The following is a 3,768-nucleotide window of genomic DNA, read 5'->3' on the forward strand; positions in this document are numbered from 1 at the left end:
TTTTGAGCAACCTGCGGCTAGTTTCCTAGTTTGCTCTTTGATTTTCATTGAGTATTAGGAAAAAGGAGATGAATATGAAATTTGGGAAACGTCACTATCGTCCGCAGGTGGATCAGATGGACTGCGGTGTAGCTTCATTGGCCATGGTTTTTGGCTACTATGGTAGTTACTATTCTTTAGCTCACTTGCGAGAATTGGCTAAGACTACCATGGATGGGACGACGGCTTTGGGCTTGGTCAAGGTATCAGAGGAGATTGGCTTTGAGACGCGAGCGATCAAGGCGGATATGACGCTCTTTGACTTGCCAGATTTGACTTTTCCTTTTGTTGCCCATGTGCTTAAGGAAGGAAAATTGCTCCACTACTATGTGGTGACTGGGCAGGATAAGGACAGCATTCATATTGCTGATCCAGATCCCGGGGTGAAATTGACCAAACTGCCACGTGAGCGTTTTGCGGAAGAATGGACGGGAGTGACTCTGTTTATGGCACCTAGTCCAGACTACAAGCCTCATAAGGATCAGAAGAATGGTCTTCTCTCTTTTATCCCTATATTAGTGAAGCAGCGTGGCTTGATTGCCAATATCGTTTTGGCAACACTCTTGGTAACCGTGATTAACATTGTGGGTTCTTATTATCTGCAGTCTATCATTGATACCTATGTGCCAGATCAGATGCGTTCGACGCTGGGGATTATTTCTATTGGGTTGGTCATCGTCTACATACTTCAGCAGATCTTGTCTTATGCTCAGGAGTATCTCTTGCTTGTTTTGGGGCAACGCCTGTCGATTGATGTGATTTTATCCTATATCAAGCATGTGTTTCACCTGCCTATGTCCTTTTTTGCGACACGTCGTACAGGGGAAATCGTGTCTCGTTTTACGGATGCTAACAGTATCATCGATGCGCTGGCTTCGACCATTCTGTCGATTTTCCTAGATGTGTCAACGGTTGTCATTATTTCTCTTGTTTTATTTTCACAAAATACTAATCTCTTTTTTATGACCTTATTGGCACTTCCTATCTATACAGTGATTATCTTTGCCTTTATGAAGCCGTTTGAAAAGATGAATCGAGACACCATGGAAGCCAATGCGGTTCTGTCTTCTTCTATCATTGAGGACATCAACGGTATTGAAACGATCAAGTCCTTGACTAGTGAAAGTTCACGTTATCAAAAGATTGACAAGGAATTTGTGGATTATCTGAAAAAATCCTTTACCTATAGTCGGGCAGAGAGTCAGCAAAAGGCTCTGAAAAAAATTGCCCATCTCTTGCTTAATGTCGGCATTCTCTGGATGGGGGCTGTTCTGGTCATGGATGGCAAGATGAGTTTGGGGCAGTTGATTACCTATAATACCTTGCTTGTTTACTTTACCAATCCTTTGGAAAATATCATCAATCTGCAAACTAAGCTTCAGACAGCGCGGGTTGCCAATAACCGTCTGAATGAGGTTTATCTGGTAGCTTCTGAGTTTGAGGAGAAGAAAACAGTTGAGAATTTGAGCTTGATGAAGGGAGAGATGACTTTCAAGCAGGTTTCCTACAAGTATGGCTATGGTCGAGATGTCTTGTCAGATATCAATTTGACCATTCCCCAAGGCTCTAAGGTGGCTTTTGTGGGAATTTCAGGGTCAGGTAAGACGACATTGGCCAAGATGATGGTTAATTTTTATGATCCAAGTCAGGGAGAGATTAGTCTGGGTGGTGTCAATCTTAATCAGATTGATAAAAAAGCCCTGCGCCAGTACATCAATTATCTGCCTCAACAGCCCTATGTCTTTAACGGAACGATTTTGGAGAATCTACTTTTAGGAGCCAAGGAGGGGACGACACAGGAGGATATCTTACGGGCGGTCGAATTGGCAGAGATTCGGGAGGATATCGAGCGGATGCCACTGAATTACCAGACAGAATTGACTTCGGATGGGGCAGGGATCTCAGGTGGTCAACGTCAGAGAATCGCTCTGGCGCGTGCTCTCTTGACAGATGCACCTGTCTTGATTTTGGATGAGGCGACTAGCAGTTTGGATATTTTGACAGAGAAGCGAATTGTCGATAATCTCATGGCTTTAGACAAGACCTTGATTTTCATTGCTCACCGCTTGACCATTGCAGAGCGGACAGAGAAGGTTGTTGTCTTGGATCAGGGCAAGATTGTCGAAGAAGGAAATCATGCTGATTTGCTTGCACAGGATGGCTTTTATGCCCATTTGGTCAATAGCTAGAAAGAGGAGAGGATGAAACCAGAATTTTTAGAAAGTGCGGAGTTTTATAATCGTCGTTACCATAATTTTTCCAGTCGGGTGATTGTACCCATGTCCCTTCTGTTCGTGTTTTTACTTGGCTTTGCAACTGTTGCAGAGAAGGAGATGAGTTTGTCTACAAGAGCGACTGTCGAGCCTAGTCGTATCCTTGCAAATATCCAGTCAACTAGCAACAATCGCATTCTTGTCAATCATTTGGAAGAAAATAAGTTGGTTAAGAAGGGAGATCTTCTGGTTCAATATCAGGAAGGGGCAGAGGGTGTTCAAGTAGAGGCCTATGCCAGTCAGTTGGACATGCTCAAGGATCAAAAAAAGCAATTGGAGTATTTGCAAAAGAGTCTGCAAGAAGGGGAGAATCACTTTCCAGAGGAGGATAAGTTTGGCTACCAAGCCACCTTTCGCGACTACCTCAGCCAAGCAGGTAGTCTTAGGGCTAGTACATCGCAACAAAATGAGACCATTGCGTCCCAGAATGCAGCAACTAGCCAAACCCAAGCCGAAATCGGCAACCTCATTAGCCAAACAGAGGCTAAAATTCGCGATTACCAGACAGCTAAGTCAGCTATTGAAACAGGTGCTTCCTTGGCCAGTCAGAATCCAGCCTACTCTCTCTACCAGTCCTACAAGTCTCAGGGCGAGGAAAATCTGCAAGCTAAGGTACAAGCAGTTGCGCAGGTTGAAGCACAGCTTTCTCAGTTAGAATCCAGTCTTGCTACTTACCGTGTCCAGTATGCAGGTTCAGGTACCCAGCAAGCCTATGCGTCAGGCTTAAGCAGTCAATTGGAGTCTCTCAAATCCCAACACTTGGCTAAGGTTGGTCAGGAATTGACCCTTCTAGACCAGAAAATTTTGGAGGCAGAGTCAGGTAAGAAGGTTCAGGGAAATCTTTTAGACAAGGGGAAAATTACAGCAAGTGAGGATGGGGTACTTCATCTTAATCCTGAGACCAGTGATTCTACCATGGTTGCAGAGGGAACCCTACTAGCCCAACTCTATCCATCCTTGGAAAAAGAAGGGAAAGCCAAACTTACAGCTTATCTAAGTTCAAAAGATGTAGCAAGGATCAAGGTCGGTGATTCTGTTCGCTATACTACGACTCATGATGCCAAGAATCAACTTTTCCTAGATTCTACTATTACCAGTATTGATGCGACAGCTACCAAGACTGAAAAAGGGAATTTCTTTAAAATTGAGGCGGAGACTAATCTAACTTCGGAGCAGACTGAAAAACTTCGATATGGGGTGGAAGGTCGTCTACAGATGATTACAGGTAAGAAAAGTTACCTGCGTTATTATTTGGATCAATTTTTGAATAAAGAGTAATGTTCGTATTTTTAGAGTTAAATGATTTTAAAACTGTGAGAAAGATACTTCTTGCAGTTTTTTCTTTACGATTTTTAGAGTGAATGTGTTATTTATTCGGTTAAATTCTTGTAATTTTAGGTTTTTTGTGGTAAAATGTGCTCAAGTAATACGAAAGGCGAACTTTAAAATGTCAAAA

2 protein-coding genes are annotated in these 3,768 nt (G+C 43.0%); both read left to right on the top strand.

The window, feature by feature from the left end; all coding sequences use genetic code 11:
* Positions 1-74: 74 nt before the first annotated feature.
* Positions 75-2,228, top strand: coding sequence for a peptide cleavage/export ABC transporter ComA (comA, locus tag QZ565_RS08545; protein ID WP_295528227.1), 2,154 nt, complete (start codon positions 75-77; stop codon positions 2,226-2,228).
* A gap of 12 nt (positions 2,229-2,240) precedes the next feature.
* Positions 2,241-3,590 (top strand): competence pheromone export protein ComB, encoded by a 1,350-nt coding sequence (gene comB, locus QZ565_RS08550; RefSeq protein ID WP_295528230.1) that lies wholly within the window; start codon positions 2,241-2,243, stop codon positions 3,588-3,590.
* The last annotated feature ends 178 nt before the right edge of the window (positions 3,591-3,768 follow it).

The sequence above is a fragment of the uncultured Streptococcus sp. genome (assembly GCF_915066115.1).
Taxonomy (GTDB): domain Bacteria; phylum Bacillota; class Bacilli; order Lactobacillales; family Streptococcaceae; genus Streptococcus.